Raw genomic sequence first — 21,571 nt, forward strand, 5'->3', positions numbered from 1 at the left:
ATCCCGGGGTTTGCGGGATCCATCACGCCAATCGGCTTCCTTCCACAAACGCGACCGCCTTCCCCGGCAACAACGCGAAAATGACAAGCCCGGAAGGGAGCTGTCATATCAGGTTGGCCAGCGATCATTACAGATCCTGACACCTCCCACACAGCGGTGCCGGGGCTTTCTAGCCCCTTGCCGCGGGTGTCTAACCTGCTCTCCGGAGTGCTTGGCAAACCGCCGGGAAGATCTGCTTCTTGCGGCTCACCACCCCCGGAGCATCATACAAGCTGGCATCGATGCGGGCATAGGGAATGTTCGAAACGAACTTCGGATCGCCCGCCGCGAGGACCAAGCTGTGGTGCTCCGCGATGTCGGTAATCACCAGCACGGCCAGTTCATAGCTATGGTCCTTTGCCAAATCGCGCAGGGCCTTTTCCAGCTCCTCGCGCCGTGGCTCGAAGCCTTGCAGGCCAAGCTCTTCCACCTGTGCAATGGTGACCTTGACGCCTTCGTCCACGAACTCCTTGCGGTCAGCATTCAGAATCGCATCCGGGGTGCCAGTCGCCAGCAGTGAGCCGACGGCGAAGAACTCTTTCTTGAAAGTCGCGGGGTCGATGCCCGCGAGGCCGCTGAGCCAGCCGAGCATCTCATGATCGAGCTCAGCGGTCGTCGGCGAGGTGAGGCAAAGCGTATCCGCAATGATACCGGCGCAGAGACAAAGCGCGGTGCCCTTGTCAGGCTCCAGGTAGCGATGGCGGAACTTGCGGGCGACCAAGGTGGAGGTCGAGCCCACCGGCTCATTGAGGAAGCGGATCGGCTCGCGCGAGACCAAGTCGCCTGCCAAGCGGTGATGGTCGATCACCTCCACGATCTCGGACTCTTCCACGCCGGTGACGGCTTGAGCGAATTCGTTGTGATCGACGAGCGCAAGACGGGTGCGTGGCGGATCGATGAGATCCGATTTGGAGAGCACACCGATCATGTTCTTGGAGATCGGATCCTCCACCGGGAAGAGATCCTGCTCCAAGTGAGCGAGGTTCTTGCGCAAGCGGCTCACCGGTTCATGCGCGGATACACTGCTGAAATTCTTCTCCATCACGTTGTGCACGGTGCGCGAGCAACGGATGAGAGTCGAGGAACTGGCGGTATCCTGCGAGCAGAGCAAGACGATGACGCCGCGCTTCTTCGCGAGCTCGCGCAGCGATGGCTCCACGCCGTTGCCGCCGGTCACTAGCAGCGCTCGGGCGCCATTCTCGATCGCGTAGTGCTGGACCACCGGACGATCGCCGCAGATCACGAGGAAGCGATTCACGTTGCCTTCCCTGCCCGCCTGCTTGAGGCGACGCTCGACGGTCGACTGCGAGGAAGCTCCGACCAAGAGGATCAATTCCTCTTCCTCATCGCCGACTGGCATCTCCGCGCCGACGCTCTCGGCCTGCAAGGTCACCGCGATTTTGGAAAGCGCGACATTCACGGTGCGGACCTGGATGCCGCTGGCATCGCCCGGCACCAGCAGCTCCAACAAATCGAGGTAGCGTAGGATGCCGTGGACATGACCATCGCCATCCACCACCGGCACGCAACGCACACCACTGGCCAACATGCGCCGGTAGGCAATGAAGAAGGTATCCGAAGGCGCGACCTGCACGACATCGCGCCGACAGATCATGCCAGCACTGGCCCTCACATCGGTGACCAAGGGCGGAGACTCGATGCCCGCCTGCTCCAGCACCCAGGCAGTGCGTGCCGGCACCTCGCCGCAGCGTGCGGCGATCGCGGCGGTTTCACCGGTGGCCCGCAGCAAGGCCGCATTCCCGATCGCGGAGCAGATCGCGTCCGTGTCGGGATTCTTGTGACCGATGACGTAGAAGGGCAGGCTGAAGCGAGTGGGTTCCATGGGCGACAGGGAGGGGAAGCAGAGATTAACCAGTTACATTTTTTCCGGGCAACGGATGCCGAGCAGGCCAAGGCCGTGAGTGAGGACTCGACTGGTCAGTTCACAAAGCACCAAGCGGCTGTTACGCACGGCAATCTCCGACTTCAGCACGGGACAAGCCTCGAAGAACGAGTGGTAGGCCCTGGCAAGCTCTAGCAGATAGGTCGCCAGCAGGTTCGGCCGATGGTCATCCAAGATCGTCGGCACCAACTCACCGTAGCGAGCAAGGTAGCGGGCGAGATGGATCTCGGCTTCTTCCACCAGAACAGGCTCTACTGCAGAGAGATCCACGTCGTCTTCCAATTTCCGGAAAATTGAGCGGCACCTCACAACGCTGTTCTGGATGTAAGGTGCGGTGTCGCCGTTCAAAGCCAGCATCTTCTGCAAGTCGAAGACATAGTCCGACAAGCGATGGTGTGAGAGCTCGGTGAACTTCACGGCGCTGATGCCAATGAGTTCCGACAACTCAGCCCGCTCTGCATCCGTGTCCACCCGGCTGCGCTCCGCCACGGCAGTGGCAGCAGCGGCGACAGCTTCGTCTAACACATCCGCAAGCTGCGGCAGATCCCCTGCCCTCGTCTTGAGTGGCTTGCCATCGGTGCCGAGGATGGTGCCGAAGGCAACGTGGCAGAGATCCATCTCGCCGTAGCCAAGACGCCCCGCGACAGCGAAGAGCTGGTTGAAATGCCCGGACTGGCGGTGATCGACCACATACCATGCCGCATCGGCATTCCATTCCTTGCGGCGGAACTCGAAGGTGGCGATGTCCGTTGTGGCGTAGTTGAAGGCGCCGTCGCTCTTGCGGACAATCATCGGGAAGTCAGTCCACTCGCCATCCTTGCGGATCAGGAAGGGATCCTTCGCTTGGTCGGCGGGCTCGCCGTTCGAGAAGATGCACAGCGCGCCCTCGCTCTCGCGGGCTACCCCGCTTTCCACCAAGCGATCCACCAGCGGTGCTAGAGCGTCATTGTAGGCGCTCTCACCAAGCCAATGATCGAAGCTGACATCGAGCCTATCGTAAATCTTATCCAGCCCCGTGCGGGAGAGCTCGATGCAGCGCTGCCAGATGGCGAAGTTCTCTTCATCGCCCTGTTGGAGCTTCACCAGCTCCTGGCGGCAGGCCTCGCGGATGCTTTCGTCCGCCTTGGAGGAATCGCTGGCGTGGCGATAGAGCCGCAGGAGTTCCTGCAAGGGATTCGCCAGCAGCGCCTGCTCATCGAGGCATTGCTTCCAAGCCCAAGTCACCATGCCGAACTGGGTACCCCAGTCGCCAATGTGGTTGTCGGTGATGACATGGTGGCCGAGGAAGCGCGCAATCCGGGAGAGCGCGTCGCCAATGATGGTCGAGCGGATGTGGCCGATGTGCATCGGCTTGGCGACATTCGGCGCGGAGAAGTCCACGACGATGGTCTTCGGCGCGTCTGTCTGCGGCACGCCGAGACGCGGGTCCGCCAGCTGGGCCTTGGCCTTCGCTGCGAAGGTTTCCGGAGAAATGCGGAAGTTGATGAATCCGGGACCGGCAATATCGGCCGCGCCGAGGCCGCCGAGGTCGAGGGCGGCGATGACCTGCTCCGCCAGCGCGCGCGGGTTGGTCTTGCGCTGCTTGGCCAGCGCCATGGCGGCGTTGCTCTGATAGTCGCCGAACCGCAGGTCGGCAGCCGCCACCACCGGGGCGGACACGGCTTCGCCGAGCACGGTCTGGAAGGCCGTGGCGAGCCGGGATTCAAGGTCCTGAATGAGAGTCATGGGAAATTCGTCGGGCGGGATTCACCGTCAAGTCGCTTGAAAGGCCAAGCGGGAAAGCCAAAAGAAAGAAAGACAGGGGGCCGGGGGCAACACGCCGCCTCAGGCAGTCCCGTTCGCCGCGGCCTTGGAAGGCTTGCCAGCGAAGATATCCAGGATCTCCTGATGCTGCGTGGCCTCGGCCAAACGTCGTCGCACCTCGACATTGGTGAACATCTTGGCGATGGCAGCAAGTGTCTGGAGATGAAGGTGATAGTCCTTCTTGGGAACCAGGAAGAGGATCACGAAATGAACCGGCTTCTGGTCAAGCGCCTCGAAGTCGATACCCGCCTGAGAGCGGCCAAAGACCGCCACCACCTTGTCCAACTGGTCCGAGAAGGCATGCGGGATCGCGACCCCGTGGCCGACCCCGGTACTGACCTGCTCCTCCCGGATCCGCAGGGCCTCCAGCACCTCGTCACGGAGGCTGGCATCCAAGGAAGTTGAGGCGACCAGATGATCGATGAGCTCGACGATGGCCGGCCAATGCTCCCCGGCGGTCATCTCAAGGATGATCCTGTCAGGAGTAAGGAGGTTCGCTAGCTTCATGTTTCAGGTGAAAGAATGCGCCCTTCGTAATCGGCGCGGGGGCCGGAGGTACTCATCGGTGTACTAATTTGCAAGTGGTTTTCCCAACCGGGATTGGCACTTGCGGACCAGGGCGCTGCCTCCTTAGCTTCGCCGCCTATGCGCTTGATCTCGCGCGGTTTCGTAATTTTGGGAGCGACGGTCCTCTGCCAATGCGGAGGAGTAAGCGGCAGCGGCAACATGGGAGGACCCACCGTGGAGGCGCGGAAGGCGGCGATCGCCTCCGAGCCGACGGGCGATTTCTTCTACGGTCGCCGCTATTATATCCAAAAGACCCGCTTCTGGGGCTACGTCCGCCGCCCCGGGCAGTCTTGGGACAAGTCGAAGCTGGTCATCATCAAGGAGGACCGGAAGAGGCAGCCGGACCGCCTCAATGAAAACGGCCCGGAGGGTCAGCGCTACGGCTACGACAACAACTACGAGTACAAGCTGCAGGGCTATTTCACCGGAGCTGAGAGCTACGACCCCAACAGCAACCAGTTCCTGCAAACCTTCATGCTGACCGGTTATGAGGTGGTGAACCGCAATCCGGGCTGGCTCTTCCGGCCGGATGACCGCTATGATCCCTATCGGATCACGGTTTACCCGCGCTGAGGAGCCTCCCCTGAAAACCCATGAGTTCACCTGACGAAGCGCCCCGCCCACCCTCGTCCCAATCTTCGCGAGGAATGGGCGACGCCCCCTCGCTGGGCCGGGTCTCACGGATGCGGCGTGACAGCCGCGCCCCCGAGGATCGCGCCAAGCCGGTGCCGAAAGCCGGTTCGATGCACAACTTCAAGATCACCCTGGCGATGGGGTTGACGGTGTTCCTCGTCTTCTGCGGCTTGGTCATGGCCGGTCTGGCAATCTACGGAGCCGTGGCTAGCAAGAAACCGGGCGCGAGCGCCGCCAGCCCGGCTGGCGGCCCCGCTGGGGCAGCAAAGATCTCCGCACCTCCGCCCGCCGAATTGGTCGACCGGGTTCGAGCGTTCTTGAGTGCCCGCACTCCGGAAGCACTGGCCCCGCTGATTCGCAAGAGCGATCAGGAACCCGCCGCAATCCTCGCCAAGCTCGCAAGGCTTGAAGAGGTGGACGGCAAGGTGGCGCGGGTGACCTACCTTCAACAAATCCGCAGCCGCTGCGCGCCGATCGAGGCGGTGCTGGTCCAGTTCGTCGGCATCCGCAACCGGCTGGCCCTGCTTTCTCCCGACGAGGAAGGCCATTGGCGGATCGACTTCGATGCCTTCGACCGCTACGCCAGTGCCCCGTGGGAGAAGATCGCATCCAAGGAGCCCGGGGAGTACAAGGTCCGGGTGGTCGTTTCCTACGACGCCTACTACAACGGCTTTTTCCGCGACGATAGCAAGTGGGTCTGCTTCCAGATGCAGTCGTCCGATTTGGAGGCCTCGATGTTTTGCTACGCGGCGCGCGGCAGCGATCAGCTGAAGGCCATGGAAGCTGTGCTGACCACCGTGGCGGAGGTCCCCAATGAAAGGGCCGGACGCACGGCGCAGCAGCGCATGGTGCTCCAAGTCCGCCATCCCGCGGATGCCAGCCCGAAACAATTCGAGATCGTGCAGGTGCTTTCCGACGAATGGGCGGAAGGAACCAAGGCTCTGGAGGAGATCATCCTGGAGCAGCCTGCCGCGGAGTGAGGGCGGCGGATTGACGAGAGGCCCGGCTTGAGGCCTCTTTGATAGCGGCACGCCATGCCAGCAGCCGCCTGCCCGATTGTCCGTCTTGTACGCCCATGAGCGATCTTTTCAATACCTGCCTCGCCGGCCCCGCCGAGCGCATCCGCTTCCTTCGTTCCGAGCTCGAGCGTCACAACCGCCTCTACTACACCGAGGCACAGCCGGAGATCTCCGATGCGGACTACGACAAGCTCTATCGGGAGCTAGAGGAGCTGGAGGCCAAGCATCCCGAGTTCGACGATCCGAACTCCCCCACCAAGCGCGTGGGTGGCGCGCCGCTCGATAGCTTCCAACAGGTTCGCCACCTGGTGCCGATGCTCAGTATCGACGACGTCTTCGAGCTGAAGGATGCCGAGGTGCCGCAAGCGGAGCTGATCGATTTCTACCGGAAGCTCCAAAAGAACCTCGGGCGCGACAAGGTGGCCGTCACCGTGGAGCCGAAGATCGATGGCGTGGCGGTCTCACTGGTCTATCGCAATGGCGAGCTGTCCTACGCCGCCACCCGCGGCGACGGGACAACCGGCGACGACATCACCAACAACGTGCGGACGATCCGCTCGGTGCCGCTGGCATTGGCCGATGGAGCCCCAGCCCTGCTGGAAGTGCGCGGGGAAATCTACATGCCGAACGAAGCCTTCGCGGCGATGAATGCGGAGCGCGAAGAGGCCGGCCTGCCGACCTTCGCGAACCCTCGCAATGCCAGCGCCGGCGCGCTCAAGCAGCTCGACCCGAAGCTGGTGGCCAAGCGTCCACTCGCCTTCCTGGCCCACGGCCTCGGTGCCTACGAGGGCCCGGAGCTGGAATCTGAGAAGTCCTTCCACGATTTGTTAGATAGCTTGGGGATTCCGCGGAACCGCCCAGTGTGGGTCTCCGCATCGCTGGAGGATCTGCTGGATCACGTCGCGCTCATTGATACGGAACGCCATGGACTCGGCTACGGCACCGATGGTGCCGTGGTGAAGGTGCTGGACCGGGCCGAGCGCAACAAGCTGGGCTACACCTCGCGGGCGCCGCGATGGGCTGCCGCCTACAAGTTCCTGCCAGAACAGAAGGAGACTCTGCTCAGGGACATCACCATCCAGGTCGGTCGCACCGGGGTGCTCACGCCGGTGGCCGAGCTGGAGCCGGTCTTCGTCTCCGGCACCACGGTTTCGCGGGCGACCTTGCACAATGAGGAGGAAATTCAGCGCAAGGACGTGCGGATCGGCGACACAGTGGTGATCGAGAAGGCCGGCGAGATCATCCCGGCGGTGGTGAAGGTGGTGTTAGAAAAACGCCCGGCAGACTCAAAGCCCTTCTCCCTGCTGGATCACGTCCACGGCGTCTGCCCCTCCTGCGGCGGTCCGGTGTCGAAGGAGGAAGGTTTCGTGGCCTGGCGTTGCACGAATTTCGAATGCCCCGCGCAGGCGGTCTCCAAGATCCGGCAGTTTGCCTCCCGCAAGGCGCTGGATATCGAAGCCGTCGGCGAGATTGTGGCGGACGCCTTGGTCAACCGCGGCGTATGCCGCACGCCGCTCGATCTCTTCACCCTCGATCAGGAAGGCCTAGCCACCCTCAATCTCGGCAGCGACGAGGAGCCGCGGCGCTTCGGCGAGAAGAACGCGGGCAAGGTCATCGAAGCCCTCGAGCAAGCCCGCCACAAGCCGCTCAACCGCTGGCTCTTCGCCATGGGCATCCGCCAAGTCGGCGAGTCCGCGGCCAAGGAACTGGCCCGGCTGCACGAATCGCTCAAGGAGCTCGCCCACATCACCGAGGGAGCTGTCGAATGTTCGCCCATCCTCAAGGCGATCCACGGCAGTGCCGTGAAGGAAGCCGAAGCGAAACGGATCTCTCCCAGCAACAAGGAGAACCCGCCGGCCAACGACGAGGAGAAGAAGGCGCGCAAGGAGGCCCACGCGGCCCTCAAAGCCGAGGCGACCGAACTGAAGAAGGGCATCGCGAGCTACAAGGTCTCCGCCGATGTGGGCCAAGTGGTGGCCGAGTCGGTGCTCACCTTCTTCGAGTCCGAGGCGGGCAAGCACGTGCTCGAGCGCATGGCCGAACTCGGGATCGATCCGAAGTCGGAGAACTACCTGCCCAAGCTGGAGGAGGCGGATCTCTCAGCACTGCCGCTTGCAGGCAAGACCTTCGTGATCACGGGCACCCTCTCCATGGACCGCGATGAGATGAAGCAATTCCTCGAGTCCAAGGGAGCCAAGGTCTCCGGCTCGATCTCGGCCAAGACCGATTACCTGCTCTGCGGCGAAGGCGGCGGCTCCAAGCGCGACAAGGCCGATAAGCTCGGCGTGAAGGTGATCGAGGAGGGCGACATCAAGGACCTGATTCCGGAATAATCAGGGCCGCTTCCGCTTACCTCTGAAACGGACACCTTCCAAGACCAGCTTGCCGACAAGAGCGCCGTCCGGGTCCTTGGAGCGGACTTGGACGGCCGCCTCCACCCCGAGAACCGTCTGATTCAGGGAGGCCATCCGCTCCTCCTCCGGAACCCCTGTCAGATAGGGTGGAACCAGTTCGGCGATTCGGACCTCTACCAGATCGGTGTAGTCCTGCCGGTTGTATTTCCCGACGTAAACGGGCTCCAGCAGGACGCGGTCCGCCCCGAGAACTTCAGCGATGCGTCCCCGGAGCCGGTCCATTACAGCCCCATCACCACCTCGCAGCCGGGCAGCTTCGCCTTGAGGGCATCCACACCCGCTTGGTCGACCTTGGTCTGCCAGAGGTAGAGCTTCTTGAGGTTCTTGAGGCCGGCCAGCTTGGCCACGCCGGTGTTGGTCACCTGGGTGCCGTAAAGGTTCAGGGACTCAAGGTTCGGCAGGCTCACGATCGCATCCAGACCCGCGTCGGTGACGGCGGTTTCAGACAAGCGCAGCGACTTCAGATCGACCGCATCCTTCAGGAGCTTCGCTCCGTTGTCGGTGACCGTGGAGGCGGACAGATCGAGCGAAACCAACGCGGGCACTACGGGTCCGAGCTTGGCGAGGTCGGCATCGCCGAATTCCTTGCGCATGCTCACCGCGGTGAAGGTCACGCCGCTGGAGGCCTGGGATTCGAAATTCAGGGCGGCGGGGAACTCCTTGCGCAGGCGCTCCACTTCGACCTTCACGGATTCGCGCTTGTTGGCCTCAGCCTTGACCTCGGCCTCGGCAGCCGCCTTCTGCTTGGCCAGATCCTCAGCCGGAACTACCTTGGCCAAGGCGGACTTGATTTCGTCGGTCGCCTGGAGATCCGCCAGCTTGGCGTCCTTGGAGGCACCGCCGTCGATCCACCACTTGATCAGCGCCACTTCGTGGGCTTCGAGACCCTTCTTGCCTTCGGGCGGCATGTGCTCGTCGTCATCGGCAGGAAGGTCGACGCGGACGATGATGTTGCTCTCCTTGGACTTGCCGTGGATGAGGCCTTCGCCCTCCTTGCCGCCCTTCACGAGCAGCTCATACTCGTCCATGCGGAACTTGCCCTTCTGCTTCTCGGCATTGTGGCAGGAATAGCACTTCTGCTCGAGAATCGGCGCGATGATGTCGGTGTAAACCACCTGCTCACCGGGTGCCTTCTTCACGGAGACGGAGACGGGAGTCGTAGCCGCCTTGTCGGGAGCCGGATCAGAGCCCTTCGCTGGAGCGCCCTTGCTGGCACCAGCATCCGCCACGACCGGAGCCGCCGCGTCATCATCCTTGTCGTCGGAAGACTTCGGCTTCTTCTCCTTCTTGATCGGCAGGCCAAGAGCTTCACGCACCGGATTCGGGGCGTATTGGGTCAGGTAGTCCTTGCCGTGGGTCAGCGAGGCGCCGTCATGGCTCGCGATGCCCATCACGACCGAACTGCCGAGCAGGACGGTCAGGTAGAGCCAATTCCCCTTCCCGCCCGCGACGTCCACCCAGACCTTCACGATGAAGGCGGCGACGGCACCACAGGCGAAGACGATGCCGCCGGTCAGGTGGTTCTGGCCCAGCTTTTCGTCATATTCGCCGGGCATGCTGTAGTAGAGGACAAAGCCGAGCAGCACCGCGACCACTGCGGAAGCGGCCGCAAAAAACACCGCCACCTGCGTCGAGGAAGTCTTCTTCTTGGAGAACAAACGGCCGATCTCCAGCGCGATCACCAGCAGCAGCATGCCGATCGGCAAATGCAGCACCACCGGGTGGAAGCGGCCGAAGAATTTGGCCATGTCAGGCAGGCCATCCGTAGGCGGCGAACCTGCCCAAGACGGGAGCATGGCGAGGGCCACAATCACCGCTACCCCCATGAGGGTGAGGAAGATAGGTCCGATAATGGAGCGTTCGGAAGAGTCAGTATGGGTCATCGGCGCGGGTCTTTACGCGGGTGCGGGGCGGTTTTTTCGTCAAAATTTCCCTGAATATCAAACATCAACAACCGGACCGGCCGGTTTTGGCTCGGTCTTGTACTTCTTGGGCAGGAAGGGAATGAAGCGGGTAAGATCCACCCCCAGCACCTGCATGGACTTGATGAAAACGATCAGTGCGGTCGCCTCATCCACAAAGGGTAGTGGATCCGGTAGCCACCCCAGAGCAATGAAGTAGACGCCCGAAGCGAGGGCAAAAAGGAAAGCGATCAGCTTTTTCACGTCCGGATCATACGCGAAAAGTCCGCGATTTCTACCAGCGTTAGAGGGCCGTGGGCTGTCCCCCTTTCTGCCTAGTCAGGGCGCCTTGGCCTTGGCGTTCACCTCCCACTTGTCCTCCGGCTTCAGCACGGACTTCGAGCCCTCTCCATTGAGCCATGCCTTGGCCGTGCTGTCGCCCTTGAGCTCCGCATCCCAAAAGGCGGTGGTCAGGGCGAGAATAGCGCGGTGGTAGCGCGGATCCGGAGTCGCTTCGCCCTTCAGCGGACGTTCGCCGAAGCTCATGTGGGTCGCCTTGTCGAAGACCACTTGCCATGCGGGGGCATTCACGATGGCAGGGAAAACCTTCAGCCGGTCCTCCGCCTTGCTATTACCGATCGGGCTATCATCGAGCGTGCCGGTCATCAGCAGGCAAGGAATCTTGATCGACGCAAAGGCCGTTGCCGGATCCCCCATCGTCGGCGGGCTGGGGCTCATCATCACCGCGGCATCGATCCGCTTTTCCTCGAAGGAGAAACGCCCTCGAGCGAGGCTCTGGCCAGCCACCGCCTGAGTGGTCTGGGCGCCAAAGGAGTGGCCGGACATCCCCAGGTGATCCAAGTCCAGGCGACCCTTGAGCGCGTGACCTTCAGAATCGTTCCAAGTGGCAAGGGCATCGATCACCACCGGGATATCCTTGCCGCGATCCATGTAATTCTCGAGCGAGGCGGCCTTCTTCAAATCGCCCATCTTCTCGGCCAGCGGAGCATCCTTCCAAACGCTCTCATCGCTGCCCGGATGCTGGACGAATACAACCGCATAGCCACGCTTCGCCCAATGGTTGCCGAGGTAGGGGTTATTATCCCGCGACCCGCCGAGGCCGTGGGAGAAGATCACCACCGGTGCCGGCTTCTCGCTGGCAGGCAGGTAGACGCGAATCGGCAAGGTGCGCTCGCGCTTGGCATCCTTCACCTCGAAGGTCTGCGACTCGATCTTGTCATCCGGAACCTTGAGCGGATCATAGGGCGCGGGATCCGCGGCAAAGAGCGTGCTCCCTGCGATGAGCACGCAGAGGAAGAGCGAGGAAAGCTTCATGCAGTCGCGAACCCCTGGCAGCCACGGAGGTTGCGCTCTAGGGCACCTCCAGCCTCGTCGAATCGCGATCCGGGCCGATCAAATTTGCATCGTGATGATCGCGATAGGCTCGGGCCATTTCTGACGCGGCGTCGCCAGCACCCACCGCACCGACACCCGTCCCCAAGCCGGGGCAATAGACCTGCCCAATCCGGCCACACTCAGCCCATGCCATACGGAGCACTGCCCGCATAGCCCGATAGGCATGCAGGGCAGTGACCTCTCCGGGCAAGGTCATGGTGGGAGCCACGAGCAGAAAGGGAATCCGATGGTGGCCCGTCGGCACCAACATGGCGGCACCAACCGGCAAGAGCCCTTCGGGACGGCCGCTAATCGCGTCCTGCACGATAACCTGGATCTGCGGCCCGAAGAAGCCGTAGAGCACGCTGTCAAAACCGCCGTCCATGAAGCCGTAGGAGTTTGCCGGCGAGACCACGCATTCCTCGGCGTGCGTCAAGAGATTCCCACAGCGAACCTCCACCTCACCGAAAGCCGCGAACGCCGTCTTCAAAGCAGCGGCGACATCGGGGTTGGAATCAATCAAGTGGAACTTCACGGAGAAGTGGATTCGGTCCCGGATTCATGCCCCAACAGCTTCCACTTGAAAAGCCACCTTACGCGCTTACCGGGCCTAGCATGCCCCAAACTGACGACAGCCGCATCCCCATCCGTGAAGGATACTACTTCCTCATCATCGTGCAGGGAGAAGAGGTGACGCACTACACCCCGGACTTCGGTCTATCTCATGCCGAGTTCGTGAAGCGTTCCACCGGCACACTGCCTGAAGGAGCTTGGGTCGGCTCGGCAACGAAGAACGACGGCCTACTCTCGGCGGTGAATTCCTTCACCTTCTACCACAACCAGCTCCCCGCACCGGAAGGCATGCAGCGGGCAGTATTGAAGAAGTTCCGTTGAGGCCTAACATAGGATTACTGCTTCATCGCAAAGCACAGCACATTGCCATCCGGATCGCGCACATGTAGCTCACGTGTCCCCCATGTCTGATCGGTAGGAGGCAACTGAACTACAGCGCCGCGAGCGGCGATCTCCTGATAGAGTTGATCGACGTCTTCGACCCAGAAGAAGGCCCCGGTCAGTCCGGCACGTTCGGGCTTGAAGGACTCTAGGTGGATCGACACGCCATCCCGCACCATACCGAGATAACAGGGATCCGCTCGCTGTGGATCGGGGCGATGAACAAAGCTCCGGGTGAAGCCAAGCACACGAGTGTAGTAATCCTCTGCCCTGCCGGAGTCAGTGATGGCAATCGTTGGGACGACGGAGCGAAGCATGGCGAACTGAACCAAGGACTATCATTCACAGGCGGCCGCCCTCCGCAAAGATCTGATCGATCACCCGGATACACAAAAGGCGCATCCTTTCAGGAAGCGCCTTCTTCGATCTTTGGTTTGGCTCCGGCGCTAGGGATCGAACCTAGGACCTAGTGGTTAACAGCCACCCGCTCTACCGCTGAGCTACGCCGGATTTTTAAAACCAACCCCGGGGACCGGGGCGGGCGGAAGATGGGACCAGTAGCGCGAAACGTGCAAGGGAAAAATGTCTCGTTTCGCCGAGGAATTTTCCTGAGCCCCGCAAGCACTCACTCCCTGCCGTAGCGCTCGCGGAATTGGCGCAGCAAGTCATCGATGCGATCCCCACCGGAATGAGCGGCTACCGGCTCGGGAGTTTCGGTGTCAGGTTCAGGATCGGAGTTTGGCCAAGACAGCGGTGGCGGCCCGGAACTTTCCGCGGCGGGTGCATCCACCGGTGTCAGTGCGGGCGGCTGCGGCGGCGTGGCATTGTTGGGAGCTTGGGCCATCTGCGGGTGCGCGGGAGTCGCTTCGTCGAGGTCATAGTCCAAGACCGTCGAGAAGGGCGAAACCCCGGGACGGCGGGCGGGCGGGCGGGCAGCGGCCGATACGGTTTCCGACGAGCTGAAATGGGAAGCCTCAGCAGCCAGACTCACTTCAGCGATCGGCTCCGCATGAAAAGCCGTAGCAGGAACCGAGAGGACAGGTTCAGGTGCAATTTCCGGCTCAAAAGTGGGGTCCACCATCGTGAACGGGCTCGCGGCGCCTCCTAGAGACGGCGGTGGATCGTTCACCGGGGGAACCGCGGTAGCCGCAAATACCTCGGCAGGTGCAGGCACCGATTCAGCGTGGGCTGGAGGAGCCACCGGCACCGTGGCTTCAGGCGGAGCCACCGGGGCTGGCCGTGGTGTTTCAACCTCCGAGGCACCGGCAGGAGCTTCCACCGGCACCACCGCAGGAACTGCCACTAGTAAAGGAGTCGCGGAAACTCCGGCATCTTCCTCCAGCTCTGCAGCGCGGCGCAGCACGCGGCGGGCATAGAATTCTCCGGGACTCAGGCTCAGGCGATGACCCAGCGCTCCCGCGCGACCGGGCATACGCGACTCCAGCAGTGCCACCGCAGCGGCCTGATCGAGCGGCTCCAGGCGGATCTCCACCTCGCCCAAGCGGTCCTGCAGACCGCCGCTGAGTGCCGGGCGGAAAGCACTCTCCCAAATATCGTCGTTCACCGAAACGACCACATCCACCCGCGGAGCATCCTGACGGACGGAGGCGAGGAAACTGGCAAAGCGCAGGGCAGCGGAAGTGTCCGCGTGCATTCCTTCCAAATCATCTGCCGCCACGACCACCCGGCCGATCAGCGAGAGCAGGGCCAGCAGGGCCCCGTAGCGCTCCACTCCGGCCTCCGAAGTCGAGGACTGGATGATCATCCCGGTGCGGCCGGGATGCTCCGGCACGGCGATCGAAAAGCGGAACAGCGAGGCCAGCCAAAAGGAGGACTCATTCAGCGAAGTGCCGGTACGGCGGCTGAGCTCGAGCGCGAGGCGCGGGCCCAACACTTCGAAATTCTCCTTCGTCCAGTGGGCGGTGACGGCTTGGGAATGGTGGAAATCGAAAGTTTCCACCGGCCGCTGGCGCAGTGCGGTCAGCGCCGCCTCGCGGTCTTGGCAGGGCACCTCGCCGGAACTCACCAGCGGCTGGAGCGCCAGCGAGAAGAGCCGCCGCGCTTGAAGATCCAGCGCAGTGAGCCCCCCACCCGCCGGAAGCTGCCGGGTCAGGCGGCGCAATGCGGCCTCGATCGCCGAGGGCGCATCCGTGCGGGAGCCATCCAAAGGATTGAGCGGCAGGAACTCATGGGTCGTCCCTAGACTCTGCTGGACCTGGGAGAGCAGATGCGTCTTGCCGAAGCCGGCGCGCGGCGCGCGCAGCAGGATACCGCGTCCCGGCGCATCCACCGGCGACTTCAGGATCCGCTCCATGCGGGCGGTGGCGGCCGCATTGACCGCGACGGCGTGCGGGGAGGACGGTTGACCGAGGGAATCGAAAAAAGGCTGGAGCGTGAGTTGATCTACCATTGGGGGATGACCGGATGTCGGAATGTTGAGTGGATCGGGACCCCCTCACAAGGAAAGAAAGGCAGGCGGCACCATGTACTTAGCAACTGGCGTGCCTCCCTTCTGGCATGACACCAGCACGACCGAAAACACCCCGGCAAAAAAAGGTCCGCAGTTCCGTCGGATTTCCGATTGACACCGTTTGGAGCGATCACTAGCTTGCGCGCCCCTCCGCCGCGAGACGCCGCACTGCGTGCCGTGGAGGGAGATTCCGGTTCAATTCTCATGAAGACGTTTTCCGCCAAGCCGACCGACATCGAGCGCAAATGGTATGTGATCGACGCCAAGGACAAGGTCCTGGGCCAAGTCGCGGTCGAAGCTGCCCGCCTCCTGCGCGGCAAGCACAAGCCGATTTTCACCCCGCACATCGACACCGGTGACTTCGTCATCGTGATCAATGCGGACAAAGTGGTGCTGACCGGCACCAAGGAAAACGACAAGATCTACTCCCGCTTCTCCGGCTACGTCGGTGGCCAGAAGGTGGAAACCCCGCGCATGGTCCGCAAGCGTCGCCCGGTGCTGCTGGTGGAATACGCCGTGTGGGGCATGATCCCGAAGAACCGCCTCGGCCGCGCCCAGTATGGCAAGCTGAAGGTTTACGCCGGTGACGAGCACCCGCACGAAGCCCAGCAGCCCGCTGCCTACGAAATCGCCTGAACCTTGGAAGGCTAGCCAGAACCCTCTCTTAAAATGAGCGAAGTCAAGAACCTCAGCGCTACCGGCCGTCGCAAGAACGCCGTCGCCCGCGTCCGCCTGACCGAAGGCAGCGGACAGATCGTGATCAATGGCCGTTCCTTTGAGGAATACCTGCCCACGCTGCCCCTCCAGAACACCGTTCTGGCGCCCTTCCAGCACGCCAATCTGCTCAACAAGTTCGACGTGGTCGTCACCGCTTCCGGCGGCGGCATCCACGGCCAGGCCGGCGCCATCCGCCTCGCGGTGGCCCGTGCGCTGACGATCTTCGAACCGGAGCTCCGCAAGGTGATCAAGCCACACGGCCTGCTCCGCCGCGACCCGCGCATGAAGGAACGCAAGAAGCCCGGCCGCCCCGGCGCCCGCAAGCGCTTCCAGTTCTCCAAGCGCTAATCGCTGCACTGGATTCTCCAAAAGCCGCACTCCGATCGGGGTGCGGCTTTTTTCGTTTGAGGTAGTCCGCTCAGTCCTCTGAGCGGACGAAGCAGTTGTGGTGGCGGAACTCATCTTGCGCCCCCCCCGGGTTACTCCCCTTCAAGAAAGGGTGACCCTCAAAGCCCCCCTGTTCGGACCAGCTTTTACTCACCACCAGAATTGCTCGCGCCGCTTGGACGAAGGCAGGGGTTGATATCCCCCGCCCTCTCCGTTTTGCTCTCCGGCATGAAGCTGATCTCTTGGAACGTGAATGGCATCCGCTCCGCACTGGGCAAGGGCCTCCCGGAATTCCTCGCCACCGAAAAGCCGGAGATCCTGGCGTTGCAGGAGACCAAGGCCCGGCCCGAACAGGTCAGCCTGCCGCTCGAATTCGGCGGCTACAAGTCGTTCTGGAACTCCGCGGAGAAGCCAGGCTACTCCGGCACCGTGGTCTTCACGCGGGATGAACCGCTGAATGTCCGCATCGGCATGGGCATAGACATCCACGACAAGGAAGGCCGCGTGCTGACCTTGGAGTATCCGGACTTCTTCCTGGTGAACGTCTACACGCCGAACTCACAGGACGAACTACGACGTTTGCCGTACCGGATGACTTGGGACGAAGCCTTCCGCCTCTACCTCGCTGCGCTGGAAAAGAGCGGCAAGCCGGTGATCTTCTGCGGTGACCTGAACGTGGCGCACCAGGAAATCGACATCGCACGGCCAAAGGACAACCGCAAGAGCGCCGGCTTCAGCGATGAGGAGCGCGCGGGCTTCGGGCTGCTGTTAGGCAGCGGCTTCAGCGATACCTTCCGGCATTTCTATCCGGACAAGAAGGATGCTTACTCTTGGTGGAGCATGCGTGGTGGGGCGCGGCAAAGGAATGTGGGCTGGAGGATCGACTACTTCGGGAGTTCGAAGGGGATCCAGGGACGGCTCAAGGATGCCTCGATCATGCCGCATGTGACGGGGTCCGATCATTGTCCGGTGGTGCTGACTTTGGGGTAGCCCCACTCCAATCACCTTGCCCGATTCCCATCGGCTCCACGGGGTCCCTTTGATAGGCTTCAGGTTGCATGCCGAGGGACTTTGAAGACTTGGCCCATCCGCCGGATGGAGGCGGCAAAGTGAAGTTGGTGCTGCTCGGGATTCTGCTGCCACTGGCCGCGGCCCTCTATGCTTGGCACGGCTGGCAATCCGGCAAGGTCTGGATGCCTGGCAAAAATGGCGGAGCGATCATCAGCGGCCCGGGCGCGCAGTGGCTGGCTCTGTCCTATCTCGGCGCTGGCTTGGCCGCTCACTTCCGCTGGTTCTGGGGCCTCCTTTGGATTTACCGCGTCTTCGAGTGGGGCACCACTGCCGCCATGATCCTGTGGATCGGCGGCTGTAGCGGGATGCTCTACCACGAGTTCTTTTACTGATCTCGCCGGTCCCGAAAAATTTCCCCTTGCCATCGCGCCACAACTGTATCAGTCATACTGATACAGTTGACACTGTGACGTGAACGCGATGCTTCCTTTCCGATTCCATCTGCTCGACGGCGTGCCGGTCTCTGACCAACTGGTCAAGGCGGTGCAGCGGGCAGTCCTCACCGGGGAGATGGGCCCGGGCGAACGCTTCCCCTCCGTGCGCGTGATCGCACAGGAGCTGAAGATCTCCCCCACCACCGCCCACAAGGCAGTGCTGGAACTGCGCGACGCCGGCTTCCTGGCCACCCGCCCGGGTGCCGGGATGGTGGTGGTGAAGCCGAGCGGTGCCACCCGTGACCAACTGCTGGCCCAACTTGCCCCGGCCTGCCGTGACCTGATCCGCCAGGCCTCCCTGCTCGGGCTGGGCCAAGACGAAACCCTTGAAGCGCTACGGCGCACATTCTCCGAACCATGAACTCCTTGTTAGAATTCCACGAGGTCAGCCGGAAGTACGGCCGGTCGAAGGCACTGGATGGCGCAAGCTTCCGGGTGCCCGCCGGTTCGATCACCGCCTTGCTCGGCCCGAACGGCGCGGGGAAATCCACCGCCCTCAAGATTGCCCTGAACCTGCTGCGCCCCTCCTCCGGCACGGTGCGGGTGCTCGGCGCCGATTCGCGCAAGCTCGGCCCTGCGGAGCTGGCGCGGATCGGCTACGTCGCGGACGGCATGGAACTCCCCGAGTGGATGACCGTGACGCAGTTCCTCGATTGGTGCCGGCCGCTCTATCCGAAGTGGGACAAGGATTTCGAGAGCGCGCTGTGCAAGCAGTTCGCCCTGCCCACCGACCGCAAGCTGCGCCACCTCTCACGCGGGCAGAAGATGAAGGCGGCGCTGGCCTCGGTGCTGTCCTACCGGCCCGAGCTGCTGGTGCTGGATGAGCCCTTCTCCGGGCTCGATCCACTGGTGCGGGATGAGTTCATCAGCGGCCTGTTAGAGCTGGCGGGCGACGAAGGTTTCTCGGTCGTGCTCTCCTCCCACGACATCGAGGAAGTCGACCGCCTGGCCGACCACGTGGTGATGATGAACCACGGCAAGGTGCTGCTCGACGAGAGCACGGAATCCCTGCTCGCCCGCCATCGCCGCGTGGAGGTGGTGCTGCCGGAGAGCTTCGGCGATCTGCCGGCGCTGCCGCCCACTTGGATCGCGGCGCAATCTTCCGGCCGGGTTCTGCGCTTCGCGGATACCGCGCATGAAGCCGCAAGCTTCGAGCAAGCGGCCGCCAAGGCCTTCCCCGGCTGCCCGCCTCCGGATGTGCAGCCTTACAGCCTGCGCGAGCTCTTCGTCACACTGGTCCGCGCAGGCAAGGCGGATGTGGGAATCTAACAAGATCGTATCATGAACTTCTGCATCGTGACCCACTTGTTGAAGACCGACCTGCGGCGCCTGCGCTGGCTGCTGCTCGTCTGCTGGGGCCTTCTGTTGCTGGCTTCCTGGCCCGCCTTGAGCTTCTCCGCGGCGCACTTCGACATGCCAATCTCGCCACGGGACCTGCTCCATGGCGGCAGCGGGGACAGCTCCATCACCGGGCTCCTGGAGAAACAAGGATTCTTCTCCACGGGGACGATCTGGGCATTCATCACCTTGGACCGGGTGGCCAGCTACTCGGCGCTGATCTTGGCCGGTTGTCTGGGCTTCCACAGTCGCGTGTGGTCGGAGGGCCGGCCGGTGCGGCGGCGGGAGAGCTTGCTGGCCAAGACTTGCGGCCTCCTGTTCTTTCTGATCCTGCCGCTCGCCCTTCTGGCCACCACGGTAGGGCTCCTGCAGGGCGTGCCCTGGACCCAGGCGCTGGCCATGGGGGCCACCCGTGCAAGCGTGAACCTGCCCGCCCTGCTTGGCGTCATGCTGTTCGGTGCCTACTGCGGGCGCTGGTGGACGTGGCTGGCTGGTATGTTCGGCATGTTCCTCATCTGCACGACACTCCCCATCGTCTTGCGGCTCAGCGCGGGGCCGGACTGGTTCTGGAGCCCGCTCCAGGAGATCCCCGCTTATGGGCTCCTCTATAGCCTCAAACCGTGGATCGCGGTGGCCGTGCTGACGATCCTGCTGCTGTGGGTGCGGAGGGACCTGCCCGGCTCGCGGAAGCTGGGCATCGCCCTGGCCGCTATCCTCGCTGCCAGCCAGCTCGCACTGTTCTTCCTACCTTCCAGCCCATACCCCGGCTACTACGGATTCAGTAATCCTCTCTCCCAATTGCCGGATTGGAGCAGGCAGCTACATCCGGAATTGGATGGCAAGAGCCTCGAAGCCTCAATTGACCAGGGTGTAAAGGGCCGCGGTAGTTATAGCAACTCGCTCCACAGCTTCAACGGCGAGTCTTACATGAACCTGCTGCTGCCCTGGAAAACGGGCGGCTTGCCGGCAGGCAGCTTTATCAACTGGAAGCCGGTGGGAAGCTCCGCCCTCAAGGTGGGTGACACGGTGGTAAGCCGCACCCCGGGCAATCGCGTGGCTGAGTTCTACCAAGGCGATACCGACGAGGCCGCCCTGAACGCCATGCTAAAGCCGGAGGGCGGCAAGCTCCGCTGGGACAGCCCCTCAAATCTGGTGGATAGCCGCCTTCTGGCAGAGGTTCTGACTCCAGTCGGAGACGGCATGGTTCCGGAGGCGAGCCTGGAGATGAATCTTGAGGGGACCGTCGTCCAGCTTGAGAAGATCGTCGACGTGCCTTTCGGCAGCCCCGTGACCGTGAAGGCAGATGGTGTGGAGCTCCACATCCGGCGTCTGGATATCGGGGCCTATATGCCCGTGGCCGACATTTGCTATGTCGCGCCCGGCGGTCAGAACGCGTGGGACTTGGCCATGCGCACGAATGAGTGGATCCCGGTCATCTACTTCCCCAAGCAGGCGATGGCGCGCCTGCCATGGTCCGCGCAATTCAGCACCATGCCCCTGACACCAGGTCTCACAGCCTTCCGGCAACTGTATCACACCGGGCAGACCTCGAGTAAAGGCCCCGATCTCAAAGGCTACGATGAAGCGCGCTTCATCCTGGTGAAGCGGCGTTATGTCGCCACGGCGAAGGCGGAGGTCCGCACGCCAACCTTGCCCTTCGTCCTGGAGGCAAACCACTACAACGATCCCGAAGCCCGCGACAGCTCCGATCCGCCGGCCTTCGACCGCCGCCCGGATCCTGCGACCACGACTGCCGCTCAATTCGAGCAATGGATGAAGGTGTCCTATTCGGACTTCGATCGAGATTGGGGCGGCAGAAACATCGCCGATTACGTGCCGCGCTACCTGGACCGTATTTTGCACCGCCGTTCTGGTGTCAGTCCGCCGTCCACTCCGGAAGGCCGTGCCATCGAACTCGCCTGCCCGGAAAGCCGCAAGCGCGAGGTCATCGACGCCCTGCTTGCGACGAATCGACGCAATGACGCGAACTGGATTCCCGATGTCCTGATCCGCCGCGGCTGGGTGACTGAGGCGAAGCCGGAGATCCTCCAAATGCTGGCCGATGGGCAAATGGAGCAAAACCTCTTCGCCCAACTCATGGTCGCAAATCTGGAGGATCCCCAGACCTATCCCGCGCTGTTGGGGGAGAGACAGTGGTTTGAGACTTATGAGAAGCTCCGCCTCTTGCCTGGCATCGAGCCGCTCCTGACCGAGACCGTGGCGAAGGCCTACCGCGAAGTGGACGAAGTGTATGCGGGCCGGCCGGCTGACGAGAGGTTCTACGGCTACCTTACCCCGGCGGCCCACGGCATGTCCGAGGCACTCGACCATCTGATCCAGGAGTGGGAGAAGATCGAACCAATCTACCGCCGGACCCGTGCCGATTACTTGCGCCAAGTGATCCAGCTTCCGGGCGAGCCGGACGACTGGCGATCCGTTCTGGGAGCTCTAACCGGCCGGAAGGCCGCTGACTTCCGCTATGATCCGCTGGCCCGCATGTGGATCCCCATCACCGCTCCCTGAGCG

21 protein-coding genes and 1 tRNA gene are annotated in these 21,571 nt (G+C 62.7%); 11 read left to right on the plus strand and 11 right to left on the minus strand.

Going from position 1 to position 21,571, the window contains the following annotated elements:
• Positions 1 to 190: 190 nt before the first annotated feature.
• From BV071_RS04630 to BV071_RS04640, 3 genes are all read right to left on the minus strand, one after another.
• Complete coding sequence (locus tag BV071_RS04630; protein ID WP_035602830.1) at positions 191 to 1,882, minus strand: putative manganese-dependent inorganic diphosphatase; 1,692 nt, start codon at positions 1,880 to 1,882, stop codon at positions 191 to 193.
• A gap of 33 nt (positions 1,883 to 1,915) precedes the next feature.
• Complete coding sequence (gene argS, locus BV071_RS04635; protein WP_035602833.1) at positions 1,916 to 3,667, minus strand: arginine--tRNA ligase; 1,752 nt, start codon at positions 3,665 to 3,667, stop codon at positions 1,916 to 1,918.
• Between the two features lie 99 nt (positions 3,668 to 3,766).
• On the minus strand, positions 3,767 to 4,252 hold the full coding sequence (locus BV071_RS04640) for a PTS sugar transporter subunit IIA (protein ID WP_035602835.1): 486 nt from the start codon (positions 4,250 to 4,252) through the stop codon (positions 3,767 to 3,769).
• A gap of 219 nt (positions 4,253 to 4,471) precedes the next feature.
• Between BV071_RS04640 and BV071_RS04645 the strand changes: the two genes are divergently transcribed.
• From BV071_RS04645 to ligA, 3 genes are all read left to right on the plus strand, one after another.
• Positions 4,472 to 4,885 carry a hypothetical protein gene (locus BV071_RS04645; RefSeq protein WP_265594072.1) on the plus strand — a complete coding sequence of 138 codons (414 nt, stop codon included), beginning with the start codon at positions 4,472 to 4,474 and terminating at the stop codon, positions 4,883 to 4,885.
• Positions 4,886 to 4,959: 74 nt separating this feature from the next.
• Positions 4,960 to 5,925, plus strand: a complete 966-nt coding sequence (locus BV071_RS04650) for a hypothetical protein (protein WP_265594073.1) — start codon at positions 4,960 to 4,962, stop codon at positions 5,923 to 5,925.
• Between the two features lie 95 nt (positions 5,926 to 6,020).
• On the plus strand, positions 6,021 to 8,297 hold the full coding sequence (ligA, locus tag BV071_RS04655) for an NAD-dependent DNA ligase LigA (protein WP_052572900.1): 2,277 nt from the start codon (positions 6,021 to 6,023) through the stop codon (positions 8,295 to 8,297).
• On the opposite strand, the gene BV071_RS04660 is transcribed toward ligA, so the two are convergent.
• The 5 genes from BV071_RS04660 to BV071_RS04680 all read right to left on the minus strand — a co-directional run bounded on the left by BV071_RS04660 (position 8,298) and on the right by BV071_RS04680 (position 12,209).
• Positions 8,298 to 8,600: a hypothetical protein gene (locus BV071_RS04660; RefSeq protein ID WP_035602841.1), complete on the minus strand. Its 303-nt coding sequence runs from the start codon at positions 8,598 to 8,600 to the stop codon at positions 8,298 to 8,300.
• The gene (locus tag BV071_RS04665) at positions 8,600 to 10,261 is read right to left on the minus strand and encodes a c-type cytochrome domain-containing protein (protein ID WP_035602842.1); all 1,662 of its coding nucleotides are present in this window, start codon (positions 10,259 to 10,261) and stop codon (positions 8,600 to 8,602) included. The genes BV071_RS04660 and BV071_RS04665 overlap by 1 nt, the downstream gene beginning before the upstream one ends.
• A gap of 57 nt (positions 10,262 to 10,318) precedes the next feature.
• Positions 10,319 to 10,543 (minus strand): hypothetical protein, encoded by a 225-nt coding sequence (locus BV071_RS04670; protein ID WP_035602844.1) that lies wholly within the window; start codon positions 10,541 to 10,543, stop codon positions 10,319 to 10,321.
• A 75-nt stretch (positions 10,544 to 10,618) separates the two neighbouring features.
• Positions 10,619 to 11,614: an alpha/beta fold hydrolase gene (locus BV071_RS04675; RefSeq protein WP_035602846.1), complete on the minus strand. Its 996-nt coding sequence runs from the start codon at positions 11,612 to 11,614 to the stop codon at positions 10,619 to 10,621.
• 37 nt (positions 11,615 to 11,651) lie between these two features.
• Positions 11,652 to 12,209 (minus strand): macro domain-containing protein, encoded by a 558-nt coding sequence (locus BV071_RS04680; RefSeq protein ID WP_052572901.1) that lies wholly within the window; start codon positions 12,207 to 12,209, stop codon positions 11,652 to 11,654.
• A gap of 80 nt (positions 12,210 to 12,289) precedes the next feature.
• Here BV071_RS04680 and BV071_RS04685 point away from each other — a divergent pair, with 80 nt between their 5' ends.
• Entirely contained in the window at positions 12,290 to 12,568 is a 279-nt protein-coding gene (locus BV071_RS04685; protein ID WP_035602851.1) for a hypothetical protein, read from the plus strand.
• 14 nt (positions 12,569 to 12,582) lie between these two features.
• On the opposite strand, the gene BV071_RS34185 is transcribed toward BV071_RS04685, so the two are convergent.
• The 3 genes from BV071_RS34185 to BV071_RS04700 form a co-directional block, all read right to left on the minus strand.
• Positions 12,583 to 12,945, minus strand: coding sequence for a VOC family protein (locus BV071_RS34185; RefSeq protein WP_265594074.1), 363 nt, complete (start codon positions 12,943 to 12,945; stop codon positions 12,583 to 12,585).
• A 118-nt stretch (positions 12,946 to 13,063) separates the two neighbouring features.
• A tRNA-Asn gene (locus BV071_RS04695) sits at positions 13,064 to 13,138 on the minus strand.
• 115 nt (positions 13,139 to 13,253) lie between these two features.
• The gene (locus tag BV071_RS04700) at positions 13,254 to 15,038 is read right to left on the minus strand and encodes a hypothetical protein (protein ID WP_035602855.1); all 1,785 of its coding nucleotides are present in this window, start codon (positions 15,036 to 15,038) and stop codon (positions 13,254 to 13,256) included.
• Positions 15,039 to 15,302: 264 nt separating this feature from the next.
• On the opposite strand from BV071_RS04700, the gene rplM reads away from it, so the two are divergent.
• The 7 genes from rplM to BV071_RS04735 all read left to right on the plus strand — a co-directional run bounded on the left by rplM (position 15,303) and on the right by BV071_RS04735 (position 21,568).
• Positions 15,303 to 15,734: a 50S ribosomal protein L13 gene (rplM, locus tag BV071_RS04705; RefSeq protein ID WP_035602857.1), complete on the plus strand. Its 432-nt coding sequence runs from the start codon at positions 15,303 to 15,305 to the stop codon at positions 15,732 to 15,734.
• Between the two features lie 33 nt (positions 15,735 to 15,767).
• A complete protein-coding gene (gene rpsI, locus BV071_RS04710; protein WP_035602858.1) occupies positions 15,768 to 16,163 on the plus strand; it encodes a 30S ribosomal protein S9 in 396 nt (131 codons plus the stop codon).
• 267 nt (positions 16,164 to 16,430) lie between these two features.
• Positions 16,431 to 17,192 (plus strand): exodeoxyribonuclease III, encoded by a 762-nt coding sequence (locus BV071_RS04715; RefSeq protein ID WP_035602860.1) that lies wholly within the window; start codon positions 16,431 to 16,433, stop codon positions 17,190 to 17,192.
• 68 nt (positions 17,193 to 17,260) lie between these two features.
• A complete protein-coding gene (locus tag BV071_RS04720; protein WP_265594075.1) occupies positions 17,261 to 17,605 on the plus strand; it encodes a hypothetical protein in 345 nt (114 codons plus the stop codon).
• 88 nt (positions 17,606 to 17,693) lie between these two features.
• Positions 17,694 to 18,068 (plus strand): GntR family transcriptional regulator, encoded by a 375-nt coding sequence (locus BV071_RS32505; RefSeq protein WP_052572902.1) that lies wholly within the window; start codon positions 17,694 to 17,696, stop codon positions 18,066 to 18,068.
• A complete protein-coding gene (locus tag BV071_RS04730; RefSeq protein WP_035602868.1) occupies positions 18,065 to 18,976 on the plus strand; it encodes an ABC transporter ATP-binding protein in 912 nt (303 codons plus the stop codon). Before BV071_RS32505 ends, BV071_RS04730 begins: the two co-directional genes overlap by 4 nt.
• Positions 18,977 to 18,988: 12 nt before the next feature.
• Positions 18,989 to 21,568: a hypothetical protein gene (locus BV071_RS04735; RefSeq protein WP_035602872.1), complete on the plus strand. Its 2,580-nt coding sequence runs from the start codon at positions 18,989 to 18,991 to the stop codon at positions 21,566 to 21,568.
• Positions 21,569 to 21,571: the final 3 nt, after the last annotated feature.

The organism is Haloferula sp. BvORR071, assembly GCF_000739615.1.
Taxonomy (GTDB): domain Bacteria; phylum Verrucomicrobiota; class Verrucomicrobiia; order Verrucomicrobiales; family Akkermansiaceae; genus Haloferula.